Source organism: Polaromonas aquatica, assembly GCF_050626995.1.
Classification (GTDB): Bacteria; Pseudomonadota; Gammaproteobacteria; order Burkholderiales; family Burkholderiaceae_C; genus Polaromonas; species Polaromonas aquatica_A.
Window position 1 is genome coordinate 2,964,226 of sequence record NZ_CP192467.1, and the last position, 17,885, is coordinate 2,982,110.

The 17,885-nt window shown below is 63.6% G+C and carries 15 protein-coding genes; 5 read left to right on the forward strand and 10 right to left on the reverse strand.

What is annotated here, in order from left to right:
• Positions 1-30: 30 nt before the first annotated feature.
• The 4 genes from bioF to panD form a co-directional block, all read right to left on the reverse strand.
• The gene (gene bioF, locus ACQ4MS_RS14155; RefSeq protein WP_431095262.1) at positions 31-1,263 is read right to left on the reverse strand and encodes an 8-amino-7-oxononanoate synthase; all 1,233 of its coding nucleotides are present in this window, start codon (positions 1,261-1,263) and stop codon (positions 31-33) included.
• A gap of 2 nt (positions 1,264-1,265) precedes the next feature.
• Positions 1,266-1,958, reverse strand: a complete 693-nt coding sequence (gene bioD / locus ACQ4MS_RS14160) for a dethiobiotin synthase (protein ID WP_431095263.1) — start codon at positions 1,956-1,958, stop codon at positions 1,266-1,268.
• Complete coding sequence (locus ACQ4MS_RS14165) at positions 1,951-3,285, reverse strand: adenosylmethionine--8-amino-7-oxononanoate transaminase (RefSeq protein WP_431095264.1); 1,335 nt, start codon at positions 3,283-3,285, stop codon at positions 1,951-1,953. Before ACQ4MS_RS14165 ends, bioD begins: the two co-directional genes overlap by 8 nt.
• 85 nt (positions 3,286-3,370) lie before the next feature.
• Positions 3,371-3,751, reverse strand: a complete 381-nt coding sequence (panD, locus tag ACQ4MS_RS14170) for an aspartate 1-decarboxylase (protein WP_431095265.1) — start codon at positions 3,749-3,751, stop codon at positions 3,371-3,373.
• Between the two features lie 160 nt (positions 3,752-3,911).
• On the opposite strand from panD, the gene nadC reads away from it, so the two are divergent.
• From nadC to pabB, 3 genes are all read left to right on the forward strand, one after another.
• Positions 3,912-4,790, forward strand: coding sequence for a carboxylating nicotinate-nucleotide diphosphorylase (gene nadC, locus ACQ4MS_RS14175; protein WP_431095266.1), 879 nt, complete (start codon positions 3,912-3,914; stop codon positions 4,788-4,790).
• Positions 4,787-5,902: a quinolinate synthase NadA gene (gene nadA, locus ACQ4MS_RS14180; RefSeq protein WP_431095267.1), complete on the forward strand. Its 1,116-nt coding sequence runs from the start codon at positions 4,787-4,789 to the stop codon at positions 5,900-5,902. The genes nadC and nadA overlap by 4 nt, the downstream gene beginning before the upstream one ends.
• A 74-nt stretch (positions 5,903-5,976) precedes the next feature.
• Positions 5,977-7,740 carry an aminodeoxychorismate synthase component I gene (pabB, locus tag ACQ4MS_RS14185; protein WP_431095268.1) on the forward strand — a complete coding sequence of 588 codons (1,764 nt, stop codon included), beginning with the start codon at positions 5,977-5,979 and terminating at the stop codon, positions 7,738-7,740.
• 20 nt (positions 7,741-7,760) lie between these two features.
• Here the strand turns inward: pabB and ACQ4MS_RS14190 are convergent, their stop codons facing one another.
• From ACQ4MS_RS14190 to ACQ4MS_RS14205, 4 genes are all read right to left on the reverse strand, one after another.
• Positions 7,761-8,120, reverse strand: coding sequence for a 5-carboxymethyl-2-hydroxymuconate Delta-isomerase (locus ACQ4MS_RS14190; protein ID WP_431095269.1), 360 nt, complete (start codon positions 8,118-8,120; stop codon positions 7,761-7,763).
• A 39-nt stretch (positions 8,121-8,159) separates the two neighbouring features.
• Entirely contained in the window at positions 8,160-9,770 is a 1,611-nt protein-coding gene (gene nadB / locus ACQ4MS_RS14195) for an L-aspartate oxidase (RefSeq protein ID WP_431095270.1), read from the reverse strand.
• Between the two features lie 172 nt (positions 9,771-9,942).
• The gene (locus tag ACQ4MS_RS14200; RefSeq protein ID WP_431095271.1) at positions 9,943-10,824 is read right to left on the reverse strand and encodes a segregation and condensation protein A; all 882 of its coding nucleotides are present in this window, start codon (positions 10,822-10,824) and stop codon (positions 9,943-9,945) included.
• Between the two features lie 120 nt (positions 10,825-10,944).
• Positions 10,945-11,172 (reverse strand): DUF3460 family protein, encoded by a 228-nt coding sequence (locus ACQ4MS_RS14205; protein WP_431095272.1) that lies wholly within the window; start codon positions 11,170-11,172, stop codon positions 10,945-10,947.
• Positions 11,173-11,289: 117 nt separating this feature from the next.
• Between ACQ4MS_RS14205 and bamE the strand changes: the two genes are divergently transcribed.
• Positions 11,290-11,811 (forward strand): outer membrane protein assembly factor BamE domain-containing protein, encoded by a 522-nt coding sequence (gene bamE / locus ACQ4MS_RS14210; RefSeq protein WP_431095273.1) that lies wholly within the window; start codon positions 11,290-11,292, stop codon positions 11,809-11,811.
• A 63-nt stretch (positions 11,812-11,874) separates the two neighbouring features.
• Here bamE and ACQ4MS_RS14215 read toward each other — a convergent pair whose 3' ends face one another.
• The gene (locus tag ACQ4MS_RS14215; protein ID WP_431099593.1) at positions 11,875-13,545 is read right to left on the reverse strand and encodes a SulP family inorganic anion transporter; all 1,671 of its coding nucleotides are present in this window, start codon (positions 13,543-13,545) and stop codon (positions 11,875-11,877) included.
• Between the two features lie 232 nt (positions 13,546-13,777).
• Here ACQ4MS_RS14215 and ACQ4MS_RS14220 point away from each other — a divergent pair, with 232 nt between their 5' ends.
• Positions 13,778-15,550: a sensor domain-containing diguanylate cyclase gene (locus tag ACQ4MS_RS14220; protein ID WP_431095274.1), complete on the forward strand. Its 1,773-nt coding sequence runs from the start codon at positions 13,778-13,780 to the stop codon at positions 15,548-15,550.
• Between the two features lie 25 nt (positions 15,551-15,575).
• Here the strand turns inward: ACQ4MS_RS14220 and metG are convergent, their stop codons facing one another.
• Positions 15,576-17,693 (reverse strand): methionine--tRNA ligase, encoded by a 2,118-nt coding sequence (gene metG / locus ACQ4MS_RS14225; RefSeq protein ID WP_431095276.1) that lies wholly within the window; start codon positions 17,691-17,693, stop codon positions 15,576-15,578.
• Positions 17,694-17,885 lie beyond the last annotated feature (192 nt).

The window sequence follows — 17,885 nt, forward strand, 5'->3', positions numbered from 1 at the left end:
CTGGGTTTTTGAGTCTAGCTGAAGCGTTCTTCAGCACGGTATTGGTGATGCCAGTTGTTGTGATGCTTGCGGTCGCTGTTTGACCAAGGCTGTCAGGGCTTCGACCAGCAGATCAATATCGGCTTCACTGTGAGCAGCCGACAATGCGATGCGCAAACGGGCCGTTCCCTCAGCCACGGTGGGCGGGCGAATCGCCGGCACCCAGATGCCGCGTGCGCGCAGGCCTTCCATCGCGGCCAGCGCTTCGTCGTTGCGGCCTATCAGCAGCGGCTGGATAGCCGTTCGCGATGGAGGCAGCTGCCAGTGGCTGCCCTTCAGGCCAGCCGACAAACCGTTGCGCAGCCGCGTGATCAGCTTTTGCAAATGTGTGCGGCGCCATTCATCCTGCTCAATCAGTTCAAGGCTGGCGCGCAGCGCGCTGGCCAGCAGTGCAGGCGCGGCGGTCGCAAAGATATAGCTGCGGGTTTTTTGCAGCAGCCATTCGATCAGCGCCTCGTCGCCCGCCACAAACGCGCCAGCCACGCCGGCAGCTTTCCCCAGCGTGGCCATGTAGAGCACGCGGCGCGAAGCTTTCGCGCCATGCAGGCCAGCCGCAGCCAGGCTGCCGCGTCCCTGTGGCCCCAGCACGCCAAAACCATGCGCGTCGTCCAGTAGCAGCAAGGCGTCGTGGCGCTCGCACAGCGCCACCAGGGCAGCGATGTCGGCAATGTCGCCATCCATGCTGAACACCGCATCGCTGATCACCAGCTTGCGCGGCGCATCGCTTTGTGCGAGCTCACGCTGCAACGCGTCCAGGTCAGCATGGGCGTAGCGGTGGATTTTTGCACGCGAGAGCCGGGCGCCGTCAATCAGGCAGGCATGGTTCAGCGCGTCCGAAAAAATCGCATCGCCCGCACCCACCAGCGCCGGCACGATGCCGATGTTGGTGGCGTAGCCGGCGTAGAAATACAGCGCACGCGGCAAGCCCACGAAGGCGGCCAGTTCACGTTCGAGTGCTTCGTTGGCGGCGCTGTGGCCGCTGACCAGCGGCGATGCACCGGCCCCTACGCCATACGCTTGCGCGCTTTTGCAAGCGGCCTGCACCAGCGCCGGATGTGTGGCCAGGCCCAGGTAGTCGTTGCTGCAAAAGGCCAGCATGTTTTGCCCGTCAATCGAAAGACGCGCGCCGCCTTCGGGCACCACCACGCGGCGCTGCCGGCGCAGATGGGCACGGTCCAGTTCGGCGACGCGCGCCGGGAATTCGTCGAGCCAGGAGGAAGTCATGTTCATTGCCATTCAGCGGGAAGGTTGATGGTGATGTTGTGTGCGTCCATGCCCGGCTGCCAGGCGATGCTGGCCAGCAGGGGCGCTTGCAGCCGTTGCTGCAGAAATTCGATGTTGTCCTCTTGCGCCAGCATGTCGGGGGCTATGTGGTTGGCCACCCAGCCGGCCAGCGTGAGGCCGCGCGCGCGGACGGCTTCGGCGGTGAGCAGCGCGTGGTTCAGGCAGCCCAGCCGCAGGCCCACCACCAGCACCACGGGCAGGCCCAGCGCCTGGGCCAGGTCAGCGCCCGTCTCCAGCGGCGAGAGCGGCACATGAAAGCCGCCGGCGCCTTCCACCACCACCGCATCGGCCAGTTGCGCGAGCTGGCGGTGGCAGGCCGCCAGGTGGGCGATGTCAATGCGTGCACCGGCGCGGGCCGCCGCGATGTGCGGGGACATCGGGTCGGGCAGCAGCACGGGGTTATCGAGTTCGGGTGGTACACGGCAGGTCGACGCGGCGCGCAGGGCCAGCACATCTTCATTGGTATCCATGCCATTAACGGACATCGTGCCTGCCGCCACCGGCTTCATGCCCACCACACGCAGGTGCCGCCGGGCCAGCGCATGCAACAGTGCGGTGCTGACCAGTGTTTTGCCGACGCCGGTGTCGGTGCCGGTCACAAACAGCGAAACCGTTTTGTGCGCCGCTTCAGCCATGTGCGCTGCTTTCTTCGGCCAGCGTGGCCTTGAGTGCCGCCAGCGCGCCGCGTGCCAGGTGGTCCACCGCTTCCTCGTCCATCACATAGGGCGGCATGGCATAAATCGCCTGGCCGATAGGACGCAGTAGCACGCCGTTGGCCATCGCATGCTGCGTGTAGCGGCGTGCGAAGTTGGGAGCGGCGCCGGGCTCAATATCCCAGGCCCAGATCATGCCCAGCCTGCGCGCGTTTCGCACCGCAGGGTGCTGTGTCAGCGGCGCAAAAGCCTGGTCCAGGGTGTTTGCCAGCATGGTGTTGCGGGCCAGCACGTCGGTCTGTTCAAACAGTTCCAGCGTGGCCAGCGCGGCGCGGCAGGCCAGCGGGTTGCCGGTGTAGGAATGCGAATGCAGAAAGCCGCGCGCCACGTCGTCGTCGTAAAACGCTTCGTACACCGTGTCGGTGGTCAGCACCGCCGACAGCGGCAGCGTGCCGCCCGTAAGACCTTTCGAGAGGCAGATGAAGTCAGGCCGTATGCCCGCCTGCTGGTGCGCGAACATCGTGCCGGTGCGGCCAAAGCCGGTGGCGATTTCATCGGCGATCAGGTGCACCTCATAGCGGTCGCACAGCGCACGGGCCTCGCGCAGGTAGGCGGCATCGTGCATGGCCATGCCGGCGGCGCACTGCACCATGGGCTCCAGGATAAGTGCGGCAGTCTGCGCGTGGTGCTGCTCCAGCCAGCTTTGCAGCCCGGCAGCCGCGTGGTGCGCTACATCCGCGGCGCTTTCGCGAGGCTGCGCGCCGCGTGCATCGGGGCTGGGCACAGTGGCTGCCAACCGCACCAGCGGCGCATAGGCCTCCCTAAAAATGGCAATGTCCGTCACGGCCAGCGCGCCCACGGTTTCACCGTGGTAGCCGCCGGCCAGCCCGATGAAGCGGCACTTTTCGGGCTTGCCGGTGTTGCGCCAGTAATGCGCACTCATCTTCAGTGCGATCTCGGTGGCGCTGGCGCCGTCGCTGCCGTAAAACGCATGGCCCAGGCCGGTCAGCACGCCCAGCCGCTCAGACAGCTCCACCACCGGTTCGTGCGTGAACCCTGCGAGCATGACGTGATCAAGCCGCTCCAGCTGGTCGCGCAGTGCAGCCTTGATGTGCGGATGGCCGTGGCCGAACAGGTTGACCCACCAGGAGCTGATGCCGTCCAGGTAGCGCTTTCCTTCAAAGTCATACAGCCACACGCCTTCGGCCCTGGCGATGGGCACGGGGGGATGCGCCTCGTGCAGCTTCATCTGCGTGCAGGGATGCCACACATGGCGCAGGCTGCGCTGGGTCATTGAGAGGTTGTCCATGAAGGCCCGTGGTGAAAGAAAGAAGCGAAAGCCCAGGCTGCTCTTGCGTTGCAGGCCGGGGACTAAAGCACGAGTCGGGCGCGGGTCAGGGTTTCTGCACCGGAATGGTCGAGCGCTCTTCCTTGATGCGGTTGTCCGGATTCACGAACACCAGCTTGGGGCTGAAGCCTGCGACATGCTCTTCATGCACCTGCGCAAATGCGGCGATGATGACGAGGTCACCCACCGCGGCGCGGCGTGCGGCGGAACCGTTGACCGAAATGATGCGGCTGCCGCGCTCGGCGCGGATGGCGTAGGTGATGAAGCGTTCACCGTTGTTGATGTTCCAGATGTGCACCTGTTCGTTCTCGGCCAGGTTGGCGGCGTCCAGCAGGTCTTCGTCGATGGCGCAGGAGCCTTCGTAGTTGAGTTCGCAGTGGGTCACCGCGGCGCGATGGATTTTGGATTTGAGCAGGGTTCTGAACATGTTTTGTGCGGAGGTGTACTCCGGCAAAAGGAAACACCCAAAAGGGGCGGGAGGGCCGGCAGGTGGCGCCGACAGATGTCGCTGTAACATTTGCGACAGTTTTGAGGTCTGCTCAATAGTTTAGTGCAGGGTACTGCGCGGTTTTTTTCTTAGATTGCTTATGAAAAAGTCATTTGATTTCACACCCAGATCGCTTGCCGTGCTGGCCCGGGCAGATGTGGCGCGTGCCTTGGCGGAGGACCTCGGCAGCGGCGACCTGACCGCGGCGCTGATTGACCCGGCCCGCCAGTCGCGGGCTCAGGTGGTGGCACGTGAGAATGCAGTGGTTTGCGGCGGGGCCTGGGTCGAGGCTGCGATACGGCAGCTGGATCCGGAGGCCCAACTGGTCTGGCATGTGTTGGATGGCGAGCGCTGTGAAGCCGGCCAGGTTGTGTTCGAGGTGCGCGGCCTGGCCCGTGCCCTGCTGTCGGCTGAACGGACGGCGCTCAATTTTTTACAGCTCTTGAGCGCCGTGGCGAGTAAAACGGCCCTGTATGTCGACATCGTGAAAGGCACGCGGGCTGCCATCGTGGACACACGCAAAACACTTCCCGGCTTGCGGCTGGCGCAGAAATACGCCGTTGCCACGGGCGGCGGTACCAATCACCGGGTCGGTTTGTACGACGCCGTGCTCATCAAGGAAAACCACATCGCGGCGGCGGGCGGTATTGCGCAGGTGCTGGCACGTGCCGCCGATGCCGCCGCACAGGCTGACTTTGTGGAGATTGAGGTCGAGAACCTGGACGAGCTCGCGCAGGCGCTGAACGCCGGCGCACGCATGGTGCTGCTGGACAACATGAGCCTGCCTGACCTCAAAGAAGCCGTACGCATTAACCACGGGCGAGCCATCCTGGAAATTTCAGGCGGGGTCACGCTGGAGGGCCTGCGTACGCTGGCCGAAACCGGTGTGGACCGGATTTCCATCGGCACCCTGACCAAGGACGTGCGGGCGATTGATTTTTCCATGCGTTTTGATGCGGAAAGCGCGGAGGCGGCATGAGCGAGGTATTGCCCATCATCCGGGTCGACTACGAGCAGCCCGAGGGTGCTGCCTGCAGCACACACCAGGCTTGGGCCCGTGTGCCGGCCGAGCCCAAGCCGGCCGAACGCGCTGCACTGAAGGCCCGCATCCGCGAGCTGCTCAAGGCCCGCAACGCCGTCATGGTGTCGCACTACTACGTGCATCCCGACCTGCAGGACCTGGCGGAAGAGACCGGCGGCCTGGTATCGGATTCGCTGGAGATGGCGCGCTTTGGCAGGGACCATGCAGCACAGACGCTGGTGGTGTCGGGTGTGCGCTTCATGGGCGAAACGGCGAAGATTCTTTCACCAGAAAAACGCGTGCTGATGCCCGACCCGGATGCCACCTGTTCGCTTGACCTGGGCTGTCCGGTGGATGAATTCAGCGCTTTTTGCGATGCCCACCCGGACCGCGCGGTGGTGGTCTATGCCAATACCAGCGCGGCCGTGAAAGCGCGCGCGGACTGGGTCGTCACCTCCAGCTGCGCGCTGGACATCGTGCGCGAGCTCAAGGACCAGGGCCAGAAAATCCTCTGGGCGCCCGACCGGCACCTGGGTGGCTATATCCAGCGCGAAACCGGTGCCGACATGGTGTTCTGGAACGGTGCCTGCATCGTGCATGACGAATTCAAGGCCTTTGAATTGCAGGCATTGAAAGCAGAACACCCAGGCGCCAAGGTACTGGTGCATCCCGAGTCGCCCGCCGACGTGGTGGCGCTGGCCGATGCCGTGGGTTCCACCTCGGGCATCCTGAAAGCCGCACGCGAGATGGATGCGCAGGAATTCATTGTGGCGACCGACAACGGCATGCTGCACAAGCTGCGCACGCTTAACCCTGGCAAGGTGTTTATTGAAGCCCCCACTGCCGGCAACAGCGCCACCTGCAAAAGCTGCGCGCACTGCCCGTGGATGGCCATGAACGGCCTGGCCGGACTGGCCCATGTGCTGGAAACCGGTGCGCATGAGGTACAGATAGACCCTGCACTGGGCCTGCGCGCCCGGCTGCCGATTGACCGCATGCTGGCTTTTACCGCCGCCCTGAAAAAAGGCCAGCCTACCGCCGGGCTGGTGCCGCATATCGGAGCGGCATGAGGCCGGCTCCGGGCAGGAAAACGCTCCTGTTTTGATAGCTGCTCGCGCTTGTTTTATTGGGGCTGGAGGCTGATATGAGCCTTATAACGGCCCGTATTGACTTCTCGGACCCGCATGATCGTGCCGCGCCGCGTCTGCGCCGTGCCTTCGGCACCCCGCAATCAATATTGGTCGCCCGCACGCCTGATGAGGTACGGCCGGTGCTGGATGCCGTGCAGGCCGCAGCTGCGCAGGGCGCCTGGTGTGTGGGTTACCTGCGCTATGAGGCCGCACCGGCTTTTGACACCGCGCTGGCCGTGCACGAAGCGGATGGCCCGCTGGCCTGGTTTGCGGTGCATGACGAAGCGTTGCCCTGGCCGCCAACCAGTCCGGCGACCGGACCGGACGCTGGCGTGCAGGTGCAGTGGCAACCGGGGCTGGAGCGACCGGCTTTTGACGAAGCCCTCGGCACGCTGCAAAAGGCGATAACCGACGGCGCGTACTACCAGGTCAATTTCACGGCCCAGATGACCGGCCTGTTGTTGCCGGGCCAGGAAGCTGCACCAGCCCAAGTCCTGTTTGGCGCTTTGCAGCGCGCACAACCCGGCGGTTATGCGGCCTTTCTGGATACCGGCGATGAGCAGTTGTTGTCGGTGTCACCCGAGTTGTTTTTTGACTGGCGTAATGGGGAGCTTCTGACACGGCCGATGAAGGGCACGGCGCCGCGTGGGTCGACTCCCGAAAGCGATGCCGCCCACGCTGATGCGCTGCGTACCTCGGTCAAGGAGCGTGCCGAAAACGTGATGGTCGTGGATCTGCTGCGCAATGACCTGTCGCGCATTGCCGAGCCCTTCAGCGTGCATGTGCCGCGCCTGTTCCACACCGAGCCGCTTCCCGCGGTCTGGCAAATGACCTCCGATGTGCAGGCCCGCACCCGGCCCGGCTGCAGCCTGGCCGATGTGTTTGCCGCGCTGTTTCCCTGCGGGTCGATCACTGGCGCACCCAAGGTGCGCGCCATGCAGGCGATTCGTTCGCTGGAAGCCGGGCCGCGCGGTGTGTACTGCGGGGCCATTGGCGTAGTGCAGCCCGGCGGCGCGGCGACTTTCAACGTGCCGATCCGTACGGTCAGCCTGCGCGGTGCCCAGGCGCGGTGCGGCATCGGCAGCGGCATCACCTCGGGCTCCGTCGCTGGAGGGGAATGGCAGGAGTGGCGCCACAAGCAGGCCTTTCTGGCGCGTGCCAGCGAGCCTTTTGACATCCTGGAAACCCTGGCGCTGGACGCCGGCCGGCTGCGCCACAGGGAAGACCACCTGGCACGCATGGCGGCTTCTGCGGCCCACTTTGGCCACCGATGGGATGCGGCGCAAGCCCGCGCGTGCCTGCAGGCTTTGGCGCAGGGGCACCCGCAGGGGCTCTGGCGTGTGCGCCTGCTGCTCAGTGCCGGCGGCCAATTCACCGCCCAGGCTTATGCCATGGAGCCGTCACCGCCTGAGGTGCGCCTGCAACTGGCCGGCAACCCGCTGGATGCCATGCATGGCGAATTTGTACGTTTCAAAACGACGCGACGCGCCCATTACGATGCTTTCACGCCGACCGCGCCTGATGTATTCGACAGCGTGCTGTGGAATGCGCAGGGTGAGATCACCGAATGCACACGCGGCAACATCGCCATGCGGGTGGACGGCCGCTGGGTAACGCCGCCGCTGGCCTGCGGGCTGCTGCCGGGTGTAGGCCGTGCATTGGCCTTGCGGGAAGGCCGGCTGACCGAGGCGGTCGTGCGGGTGGATGCGCTGGCCGCGGTAGAGGCCTGGGCGTTTGTGAACAGCCTGAGGGGCTGGATTGACGCGACCCTTGTCTAAGCCCCCGCTCGTGTGAGCCGTTAAAGCTTTTCCTTGACATAGGACGCGCGGTCCATGTCCACCATTTCCACGCTCAGCTGCACCGTCAGGCCCGCAGGCTGCGGCGTCAGGCGGCGCAGCACGCCGGCGATGCGCTCACCCAGGTCCTTCTTGGCTTCCGGTGTGCGGCCCGACAACAGGCGCAGCTGGGCATGCACAAAAGCGCGTGCGGCCGGTGCCGTGCCGATTTCAAAGTTCTCCAGCGCGACCAGCCGCGTCTTCAGGTCGGATTCGTTCTGAATTTCAGGGCTGCCGGCAACGGCCTGGTTCAGCGCCTGGAGCACTTCAGCTTTGGGAAAGCCGATCAGGTTGCTGGAATATTCAACGGTCAGGTGAGGCATAGGGGCTCCGGATGTAAGTGGTAAAAAACTCAGGAAGCATCAGCTTGCAGGCGGTATCAGCACTGTTGGGATGGCCTGTTCAGCCGTGCGGGGGAAGTCGCGGCTGAAATGCAGGCCGCGGCTTTCGTGCCGTCCGTGCGCGGAGCGCACGATAAGGTCCGCTACCTGCACGAGGTTGCGCAGTTCCAGCAGGTCACGCGTGACGCGGAAGTTGGCATAGAACTCCTGGATCTCGGCATTGAGTAAAGCGATGCGGTGTGCCGCACGCTCCAGCCGTTTGGTGGTGCGCACGATGCCCACATAGTTCCACATGAAGCGGCGCAGTTCGTCCCAGTTGTGCGAGATCACCACCGCTTCGTCGGCATTCGTGACCTGGCTTTCGTCCCAGGCCGGCAGGGCGGGAGCCGCTGCCGGTGCAAGGGCTTCAATCGCCTGGGCCGTGGCGCGCGCGAGCACCACACATTCCACCAGTGAATTGCTGGCCAGGCGGTTGGCGCCGTGCAAGCCGGTGCAAGCGGTTTCACCAACGGCATAAAGACCCGCCACATCGGTGCGTCCCGCCAGGTCGGTCATCACGCCGCCGCAGGTGTAGTGCGCGGCGGGCACGACCGGAATGGGCTGGCGCGTGATGTCGATGCCGAGCTCGAGGCAGCGTTTGAGGATGTTGGGGAAGTGCTCCTGCAGAAAGGCCGGGCTCTGGTGTGAGATGTCCAGGTAGACGCAATCCAGGCCGTGCTTCTTCATTTCAAAGTCGATGGCGCGCGCCACCACGTCGCGCGGCGCGAGCTCGGCGCGTTCGTCATGCGCGGGCATGAAGCGCCCGCCGCCGGCCGAGGGTGGCAGCAGCAGCTTGCCGCCTTCGCCGCGCACGGCTTCGGTGATCAGAAACGATTTGGCCTCCGGGTGGTAGAGGCACGTCGGGTGGAACTGGATGAATTCCATATTGCCCACGCTGCACCCGGCCCGCCACGCCGCGGCAATGCCGTCGCCGGTGGCCGTGTCGGGATTCGTGGAGTAGAGGTAGACCTTGCCCGCACCGCCGGTTGCCAGGATGGTGTGGCCGGCGCTGAAGGTCAGCACTTTGCCGCTGGCGGTGTCGAGCACATAGGCGCCGTAGCATCGCTTGCCGGGCTGCTTGAGCTGCCGGTCGGTGATGACGTCAACCAGCATGTGGTGCTCAAACAGCGTGATGTTCGGCGTGCTCCGTACCTGTTCCATCAGGGTGCGCTGCACTGCTGCGCCGGTGGCGTCGGCCGCATGCACAATGCGGCGCTGGCTGTGGCCGCCCTCACGCGTCAGGTGCAGTTCGCCGGGGTGGTCACCGTCCTCCGAAAAGGCCACGCCCAGTTCGCGCAGCCAGCTGATGGCTTCCGGCGCACCCTCCACCACGGCGCGTGTGGCCGGCAGGTCGCACAAGCCAGCACCCGCCACCAGCGTGTCGTTCACATGCTGCTCCACGGAGTCGCCTTCGGCCAGCACGGCGGCCATGCCACCCTGCGCCCAGCTGCTGGAGCCATCGTTGAGTTCGCGCTTGGTGACCACCGCCACACGCCGGTCAGGCGCCAGCAGCAGCGCAGCAGACAGGCCCGCCAGGCCGCTGCCGATGATGAGAACGTCGAAGTTATGTGAACCCAGGCTGTCGGAAGTCATGGAAACTCATTCATCGTTGAAATGGAACCAGGTTCTGGCGGAGTGGACTATCCAGCCAAGCAGGAGCCGCGGGACTGGCTTTGCCAGACCGCAGGCGGAGCGGCCCCTCGGGGGCAGGGAGCTACACGCAGTGAGCGACCGTGGGGCTCCATTGAACCGTGGGGGCAATATTTTAGGCGGGGGTATACGCCAGCCGCACGTAGATCGGTGCGAAAGCCTCGGCCTGCGTGACTTCCAGCAGGCCTTCCTTGGAGAGCTCCAGCAGCGCGATGAAGGTCACCACCAGCACCGGCATGCCGCGCGTGGCATCGAACAGATCTTCGAATTCGAGGAACTTGCGGCCCTGCAGCTTGCGCAGCACGATGCTCATATGTTCGCGCACCGAGAGTTCTTCACGGCTGATGACGTGGTGCTGAACCAGGCGCGCGCGTTTGACGATGTCGCGCCAGGCTTCCTGCAGGTCCACGATGTGCACATCCGGAAACCGCGGCTGCAGCGACTGCTCGACATACACCTGCGCGCGCAGGAAGTCTCGGCCGAACTGCGGCACCTCGTTGAGCTTGTGTGCCGCCAGCTTGATCTGCTCGTATTCCAGTAGCCGGCGCACCAGTTCGGCGCGCGGATCTTCAGGCTCCTGGCCCTCGGCCACCTTCTTGGGTGGCAGCAGCATGCGCGACTTGATCTCGATCAGCATGGCCGCCATCAGCAGGTATTCGGCCGCCAGCTCCAGGTTGGTGGACCGGATTTCATCGACGTAGGCGAGGTACTGGCGGGTGACCGCGGCCATCGGGATGTCGAGGATGTTGAAGTTCTGCTTGCGGATCAGGTACAGCAGCAAGTCCAGCGGCCCCTCAAATGCCTCCAGGAAAACCTGCAGCGCATCCGGCGGGATGTACAGGTCCTGCGGCATGGCAAACAGCGGCTCGCCGTACAGGCGGGCCAGCGCCACCTGGTCAATCACCGCGGGCATGTCCGGGCTCAAGGCTGCGGACAGCTCCTGCCCCGCAGCCGGCGGCAGCTCCTGGGGAGACGGCAAGAATGGGGTTTGGGACATGGGGGGAAGGGTGAGGAAAGGAACCGTGGCAAAAGCCGTTGCGGTGAGTGCGTTGAAAGTCGCTATAAAAAAGATAGCTACTTGCGCTCATTCTGCAAGGGCTGAAGGCCTGTTTGGCCCTTATTTTCCGTTCGGGTGACTGCTGGTGCCGTACACGTAAGGTTGCTGGGGGACCCGCGCCTCGCCGTATTCCTCTTGTTCGGCCCGGCTCAGGTTCTTGTCCCACAACAGGGCGCGCCCGGCGCGCTGCTCGGCTTCCAGGGTGGGTTTTTTCGCCTTGAGCTCGTCAATGAACTGCGTGGTGTCGGAGGTGTAGTCGGAGCGGCGGAAGAAGTTGAGGAGGGACATGGGTCTAAGCTGCCTGAATCGTGTAGTTGACTGATTTTACCGGGGTCTGCCTTGCGTCCACTATTACCTGCCCTCGGGGGCTTTTCCCTCTCTTTTTCCATAAGGACGATTGCCTGTATGGCTTTGCTGCCATTGGCCTTGGGCCTGGTGGCGTGCGACCCGCAGCGCATCGCCGAACTGGAAGAAGGCGTGGCCACGGAAGCCGACGTGCGCGCCCGCTTCGGTGAGCCTGAAAAAATCTGGGAAGCGGCCGATATGGCCGAAACGCCGCTGCCCGGCGCTGCGGCGGCGCCCGGCGCCCGCACCTTCGAATACAACCGCCAGCCGCAAGGCCAGGTCAATTACATGATCACTATCGGCGCGGACGGAAAGATGAGTGCGCTGCGGCAGGTGCTGACGCCGCAAAATTTCGCCAAGGTGCAGCCCGGCATGCGCATGGAGCAGGTGCGCAAGATGCTGGGCAAGCCGATGAAGGTCACGCCCTATGCGCTGAAACAGGAAACCCATTACGACTGGCGTTACCTGAATCCGCCGTCGACAGCGCGTATTTTCACGGTGGTGTTTGACCGGGACCTGAGGGTGGTCAGCACGGGCTCGGTGGATGAGGAAAGCGCCGGCTCCACCGGTGACAACCGCTGAAGCTGAATTTCAAATAAAACACGGCTGTAGCCCAGGCAAAACGTGCGCCGGCAGCTCCTGTTTTTATAGCGTTTCTATTTTTGCCAGAAAACCGGAGCGCTCCATCGCCGCACGCGGCTGGGCATTGAGCCCTGCCATCACCAGCCTGCCGCCGCGCAGCACAATGGCCTTGTGCAGTTGTTCCAGCACATCCAGGCCGGAGGTGTCCAGCAGTTGCAGCGACTGTACGTCCAGCCGGACCACCAGGCCCTTGGGCGCGCTTTCCACCACGTTCAGGATGGGGTCGAGCTTGGCGACTGCCCCGAAGAACAGCGAGCCGTAGAGCTGGAAGCTGGCGCCGTCCGCGCTGCGTGAGACCTCCACCACCTGAAACAGGGTGCTCATGCGCCGCACAAACAGCACGCAAGCCAGGATCAGCCCGACCTGCAGGGCGACCGTCAGGTCAAAAATCACCGTGAGCAAAAAGGTGCCCAGCATGATGAGCCGGTAGTGGCTGCTGGCCTGGCGAAGATGGACAAATTCGCGCCACTCCCCCATGTTCCAGGCCACATACAGCAGGATGCCTGCCAGTACCGCCAGTGGCACGTGTACCGCCAACGGGGCCGCTACGAGCACCACCACCACCAGCGTGAGGGCGTGCACCAGGCCCGAGATAGGAGAGGTGGCACCTGAGCGCACGTTGGTCACCGTGCGGGCAATGGTGCCGGTGGCCGGCATGCCGCCAAAAAACGGCACGACGAAGTTGGCGACGCCCTGGGCCATCAGCTCCTGGTTGGGGTCGTGGCGCGGCAGGCCGGAAATCTGGTCTGACACGCGCGCGCAAAGCAGTGACTCCACCGCACCCAGCAGGGCAATGGTGATGGTGGGCGCCACCAGCAGGCGCACCGTTTCCCAGGAAAAGTCAGGCAGCGCAAAGGACGGCAGGGCGCGCGGTATGCCGCCAAACCGGGTGCCGATGGTTTCTACCGGCAGGCTCAGCAAATAGGTAAATGCGGTGAGCGTCACCAGCGCCACAATCGGCCCCGGCATGCGGGAAGCCATGCGCGTGGCCCGCTTGAGCTGCACGCCTTCGACGGCCTGCATCAGCCTGATCAGCCGGGTAGTGAAACCGCCGGCGCTTCGTGTGTGCGCGCCAAACAGTTTGGGCCACACAAAAAGGCCCAGCAGACAGACCAGCCCGAGCCCCAGTGCGTAAGGGTTGAAGCTGTCCAGGTGCGCCCCGATCACGCGCAGCTGCGAGAAAAAATCGGCCGGCATTTTGGGCACGACCAGTCCCAGCAGGTCCTTGATTTGCGACAGCACGATCAGCACCGCGATGCCGTTGGTAAAACCCACCACGATGCTGACCGGGACGTAGCGCACCAGCGTGCCCATCTTGAAAAACCCCAGGAGGAACAACAACACACCGGCGCAGACGGTGGAGATCAGCAGGTTGGCCAGGCCGTAGCGCTCAAGGATGCCGTAGACGATGACAATGAAGGCGCCGGCCGGCCCGCCGATCTGCACAGCCGAGCCGCCGAGCGCCGAGATCAGCGCGCCGGCGATGATCGCTGTCCAGATGCCGGCCTCTGGCTTGAGGCCCGAGGCAATGGCAAATGCCATGGCCAGCGGCAGGGCCACAATACCCACTGTGACGCCCGCGCCGGCATCCCTGAAAAACCGCTCGCGGTTGTAGCCGGCGAGCGCAGACAGCATGCGGGGACGAAAAGGCGCGAGATAGGCAGGTAGATGCATCATGCTGATCAGTTGCAAAGTTGCACCTGGCTTCTCAACAGGCGCTCCTCGTGACTTTTTTCCGTTGCTCGAGGTGTAAACATTCGTTACATTAGAAGTTAAGTTAGTTCAAAATGCTTACTTTTGGTGCGATTTAGGGCCGAATTGCCAGTGTCGTTCCGTTTCGATCATCGCACTGTGGTTTCTTGGGGGGAAGTGGTTGTTGGGGTTTTTGGGTTTTCTGCTAGCGACTGTGCTGCGTCTGCCAGGCCTTCCTGCCTGCGTGGCAGGTCTGCTGCTGGCGCACGCCGCGGCTATTGCGCAGGAATCGCCAGTCACAAGCACCGGCGAAGCGTCAACCTTTGTTGCACAAAGCGTGCCGCCCGCGGGGAATGGGTTCATCGGGCAGGGTTGGGTACTGCTCGACAATTCCGGTACGCTGACATTCGAGCAGGCCCATAGCCGTTTTGAAGCCGGCGAGGGCGCGCCGGTCAGGCCCGCGCAGATCATGCAGACCGGGGACGGGCGCGCGCTTTGGTACCGCCTTGCGTTACCTGCGGTCAGCCAGCCCACCCGGCTCATGCTCACGATGCCGCATCCCAACATGGACAGCGTCTCCCTGTATCGGCCTTCACAAGACCCTCTCACTGCAGGGCAATGGCAGATCAAACGTTCTGGCGATGTGGTCCCGGTGGCACAATGGCCGGTGCGCCACCTGACGCCGGCTTTCGAGCTGCTGCTGCTGCCCGGTGAAACACAGCCCAGTTACCTCCGGGTCACCCACAACTACCCGATCAGCATGCACTGGGTCTTGTCGGACCCGGGCAGCTTTCACGAGCAGTCCAAGCAGTGGCACCTGTTGCTGGGGGTGTACATAGGCCTGGTCTTGTTGATGGCGCTGATGAGCGGCTTTCACGCGGTCTCATGGCGTGATTCCATCCACCTGTTTTATGCCGGCTATGTGCTGGTCGTGGCGCTTGGCCAGCTGTCACTGACTGGCCTGGCGGGGGAATTCTTCTGGCCCCGCAATGCATGGTGGAACGACTGCGCCCCCGTGGCGCTGTCGCTGGCAACGGCTGCTTTGCTGCATCTCCTGCTGCGCCAGATGGTGGTTGACCGCGATGTGCCCTGGCTGTCCCGCGGGCTGCTGGTCATGACCTTTCTGGGCTTTGCGATCATGCTGGCCTTCCTGATCCTGGGGAACAAATCGTCTTTTAACCTGGCCACGCCTTATTACCTGGGAAGCATCCTCGTCTATCTGTTCGTTTCCGTCTGGTATACGTGGCGCCGGCCCGGTGTGGGTATCTGGGTGATGGCCGCGATGCTATGCCTCACAGTGGGTTCCATCTTCCCCATCCTGCGCACGCAGGGCATGATGCCTTTGAATACGGCCACGCAATTCGGCGCGCAAATCGGCGCCGCCCTGGAAATCCTTTTCCTGCTGATGGCCTTGTACCTGCGCAGCCGCGAAAAGCGCGACAACCAGGTGCGGGTGGGTGCACTGACACGTGTGGACCCGCTGACCGGCCTGGGCAACCACCGCGTGCTGCTGCAACGGCTGGACGCCCTGTTGATCCGCCAGCAGCGCGACCCGGGTGCGGGCGCCGTGGTACGCATCCGGCTGGGCAATTCCGTCGACATCCGGCAAGATTACGGCATGGAGGCAGCACAAAGCGCGGTGGTCCAGGCGGGTGCCTGCGTGACAAGCGTCGCACAGGAAGGCGATACCGTTGCCCGCCACCGCGATGGAGATTTTGTGTTGATCCTGCAGGGGCACCTGACGCGCGGGGCGCTCACCGACATCGGCCAGCGGCTCATTGCCCGTGGACTTGCCGACAGCCCCAGCTTGCCAGTCAACACCGTGCTGCAGTTCAAGGTTGCGGTGGCCGAAGCGCCGTTCAGAGAAGGCGACGCCACGCAACTGCTCCACTCGCTGGGCCTTGTGCTCGGCGAACTCTCGAGCCGCTCGGGGACCGGCCTGCGCTTTGCGGGCGGGACGGATGCCAGGACCGTAGCGCCAGCCTGATGCAGGCGGGCCTCGCGCAACACACTCAGTGAATGCGCATGCCCGGTGTAGCGCCCGGCAAGGGCTCCAGTACATAAATCCCCGGCTGGGCTTTTTCATCGGCGTGGCTGGCGGCCAGCACCATGCCTTCGCTGATGCCGAACTTCATCTTGCGCGGCGCCAGGTTGGCCACCAGCACTGTGAGCTTGCCCACTAGGTCTTCAGGCTTGTAGGCCGAGGCAATACCGCTGAACACATTGCGCATGCGGCCTTCGCCGGCATCCAGCGTCAGGCGCAGCAGCTTCGTTGAGCCTTCCACCGCTTCGCAGTTGACGATCTTTGCGATGCGCAGGTCGACCTTGGCGAAGTCGTCAATCGTGATGGTGGGGGCGATCACCTCGCCGCCAGGGACTGTGGCCTCTGCTATCAAATCGGTAGCGATTGGCGCAGATTCCGCCTGGGCTGGAGGCTCAAAGAGTGCTTCAAGTTGCTTGATGTCGACGCGCTGCATGAGGTGTTTGTAGTCGCCAATCAGGTGGCCGTTACCCAAGCTGGAAGCAGCATCGGAAAACGTCAGCGGTTTGACTTTCAGGAATTCTTCCACCTGCGCCGCCAGTGCAGGCAGCACCGGCTTCAGGTAAATGGTGAGCAGGCGGAAGGCCTCGATGCACACCGTGCAGACATCCTGCAGGCGCGAATCCATGCCTTGCTGCTTCGCCAGCTCCCAGGGCTTGTTCTGGTCCACATAGGCATTCACCCGGTCCGTCAGCAGCATGGTTTCGCGCAGGGCCTTGGCGTATTCCCGGCTTTCATACAGTGGCTCAATCGTTTCCTTCGCGGCGCGCAGCGCTTCCAGCAGGGCAGCGCCGTCGGCCGACACCTCGCCGAGCTTGCCTGCAGAGCGCTTGGCGATAAAGCCTGCGGCGCGGCTGGCGATGTTGATGTATTTGCCCACCAGGTCGCTGTTCACCCGCGCCATGAAGTCATCGGCATTGAAGTCAATGTCTTCATTCTTCGCATTGAGCTTGGCGGCCAGGTAGTAGCGCAGCCATTCGGGGTTCATGCCCAGGCCCAGGTATTTGAGCGGGTCCAGCCCGGTGCCGCGGCTCTTGCTCATCTTCTCGCCGTTGTTCACGGTCAGGAAGCCGTGCACAAACACGTTGTCCGGCGTCTTGCGGCCGCTGAAGTGCAGCATGGCCGGCCAGAACAGCGTGTGGAAGGTGACGATGTCTTTGCCGATGAAGTGGTACTGCTCGGTGTCGGGCGCGGCCATGTACTCGTCAAAGCTGCGGGTGTCGCCGTGTTTGGCCTTGGGGCCGCCCTTGTCGAACCAGTTTTTCAGCGATGCGAGGTAGCCGACGGGCGCGTCCAGCCAGACGTAAAAGTACTTGCCCGGCGCGTCCGGAATTTCAATGCCGAAGTAAGGCGCGTCGCGGCTGATGTCCCAGTCGCCCAAGCCTTCGCTCTGAGTGCCGTCAGGGTTGGTGCGGACGCTGAACCACTCTTTGACCTTGTTGGCGACTTCGGGCTGCAGCTTGCCGTCCTGCGTCCACTTTTCCAGAAAGTCCACACAGCGCTGGTCGGACAGCTTGAAGAAAAAGTGGTCAGAACTTTTGAGTACAGGCGTCGCGCCGGACAAAGCTGAATATGGGTTGATCAGGTCTGTGGGCGCATACACCGCGCCGCAGCTTTCGCAGTTGTCGCCGTACTGGTCTTTGGTGCCGCACTTGGGACAGGTGCCCTTGATGTAGCGGTCCGGCAGGAACATGTTCTTTTCAGGGTCAAAGAACTGCTCAATCGTCTTGGTCTCAATCAGCCCGGCCTTTTTGAGGTCCAGGTAGATCTGCTGCGCCAGCTGGTGGTTTTCCGGTCCGTCGGTCGAATGCCAGTTGTCAAAGCTGATGTGAAAACCGTCCAGATAGGGCTTGCGGCCCGCAGCGATGTCGGCCACAAACTGCTGCGGCGTCTTGCCGGCTTTTTCAGCCGCGATCATGATGGGCGCGCCGTGGGCGTCGTCCGCGCCCACAAAGTTCACCGCATGGCCCTGCATGCGCTGAAACCGCACCCAGATGTCGGCCTGGATATATTCCATGATGTGGCCGATATGGAAATTGCCATTGGCATAGGGCAGGGCGGTGGTGACAAACAGGCGGCGCTGGGACATAAGGGTGCTTTGGTGGCTCTAGGCTATGAGAAGGGCTAACCCGCGATTTTAAGTCTCCCGGGCTGCCGGGCGCCCCGCCAAGCCCCCATGACCCCAGGGCTGGGCGCTGCGGCGTTAGACTTCACGCCAACACCCCCGCCGGCTTGCCGCCCCAAAGGCGCCCGGCCCCGCCCAGTCAGATTCAACGAGTTT

What these genes read in the sequence shown, in the direction of transcription:
- metG (WP_431095276.1), bottom strand. Translation starts at nt 17,693, where the DNA reads ATGTCCCAGCGCCGCCTGTTTGTCACCACCGCCCTGCCCTATGCCAAT.
- bamE (WP_431095273.1), top strand. Translation starts at nt 11,290, where the DNA reads ATGGCTTTGCTGCCATTGGCCTTGGGCCTGGTGGCGTGCGACCCGCAG.
- bioF (WP_431095262.1), bottom strand. Translation starts at nt 1,263, where the DNA reads ATGACTTCCTCCTGGCTCGACGAATTCCCGGCGCGCGTCGCCGAACTG.
- nadC (WP_431095266.1), top strand. Translation starts at nt 3,912, where the DNA reads ATGAAAAAGTCATTTGATTTCACACCCAGATCGCTTGCCGTGCTGGCC.
- nadB (WP_431095270.1), bottom strand. Translation starts at nt 9,770, where the DNA reads ATGACTTCCGACAGCCTGGGTTCACATAACTTCGACGTTCTCATCATC.
- ACQ4MS_RS14205 (WP_431095272.1), bottom strand. Translation starts at nt 11,172, where the DNA reads ATGTCCCTCCTCAACTTCTTCCGCCGCTCCGACTACACCTCCGACACC.
- bioD (WP_431095263.1), bottom strand. Translation starts at nt 1,958, where the DNA reads ATGGCTGAAGCGGCGCACAAAACGGTTTCGCTGTTTGTGACCGGCACC.
- ACQ4MS_RS14165 (WP_431095264.1), bottom strand. Translation starts at nt 3,285, where the DNA reads ATGGACAACCTCTCAATGACCCAGCGCAGCCTGCGCCATGTGTGGCAT.
- ACQ4MS_RS14215 (WP_431099593.1), bottom strand. Translation starts at nt 13,545, where the DNA reads ATGCATCTACCTGCCTATCTCGCGCCTTTTCGTCCCCGCATGCTGTCT.
- ACQ4MS_RS14190 (WP_431095269.1), bottom strand. Translation starts at nt 8,120, where the DNA reads ATGCCTCACCTGACCGTTGAATATTCCAGCAACCTGATCGGCTTTCCC.
- panD (WP_431095265.1), bottom strand. Translation starts at nt 3,751, where the DNA reads ATGTTCAGAACCCTGCTCAAATCCAAAATCCATCGCGCCGCGGTGACC.
- nadA (WP_431095267.1), top strand. Translation starts at nt 4,787, where the DNA reads ATGAGCGAGGTATTGCCCATCATCCGGGTCGACTACGAGCAGCCCGAG.
- pabB (WP_431095268.1), top strand. Translation starts at nt 5,977, where the DNA reads ATGAGCCTTATAACGGCCCGTATTGACTTCTCGGACCCGCATGATCGT.
- ACQ4MS_RS14200 (WP_431095271.1), bottom strand. Translation starts at nt 10,824, where the DNA reads ATGTCCCAAACCCCATTCTTGCCGTCTCCCCAGGAGCTGCCGCCGGCT.